The organism is Mesorhizobium sp. WSM4828 (genome assembly GCF_055811175.1).
This window is the reverse complement of the sequence record NZ_JBVVQK010000107.1, coordinates 1-557: the sequence shown is the minus strand read 5'-3', so window position 1 is coordinate 557 and position 557 is coordinate 1. Positions and strand designations below refer to the sequence as shown.

Below are 557 nucleotides of genomic sequence, written 5' to 3'. Positions count from 1 at the left end.
TGCTGATGTGCGATCAGCGCCGCATCATCCGATGCCTTGGCCCTGGCGACCGCCAGTTCGGCCTCGACCAGCGCAGCCCGCGCGGCCTCGTCTTCGGCTCTGGCCAGCGCCGCGGTCAGCGCTGCTCTCAGCGCGCCGATATCGTCCGGAACAGCATCCAGGGCGGTGGCAACCATGCCCTGGAGTGAATCATAAAATGCCTCCGCTGACTCGCGGAAAATGGCGCAAACTCAAAGAAAAACTCAGCCCGCGCGCTGGGGGCGGAACGTGTGACGCGGGTTGCGCCAATCGATCCCGTCGAGCATGTAGGCGAGCTGCGCCGGTGATATGGAAACCGTACCGTCCGCCGGCGACGGCCATAGAAACCGGCCCTTCTCGAGCCGTTTTGCATACAGTGACATGCCGAGCCCATCATGCCAGATAATCTTGATCAGATTGCCGCTGCGGCCGCGGAAGACATAAAGATCGCCGGCATGCGGATCCCGGCCCAACGTCTCCTGAACCTGCAGAGCGAGGCCTTGCATCCCGCGACGCATATCGGTCCGGCCGACCGCCAA

Annotated in this window: 1 protein-coding gene and 1 pseudogene; both read right to left on the bottom strand. The window is 63.6% G+C overall.

Annotation, left to right across the window (positions count from 1 at the left end; genetic code table 11):
- A pseudogene (locus tag AC0L2X_RS32500) lies at nucleotides 1-176 on the bottom strand (IS66 family transposase); the annotation flags it as partial.
- A gap of 66 nt (nucleotides 177-242) precedes the next feature.
- Nucleotides 243-557, bottom strand: a 315-nt coding sequence (tnpB, locus tag AC0L2X_RS32495) for an IS66 family insertion sequence element accessory protein TnpB (protein ID WP_473601222.1), incomplete at its 5' end; no start/stop codon positions are given.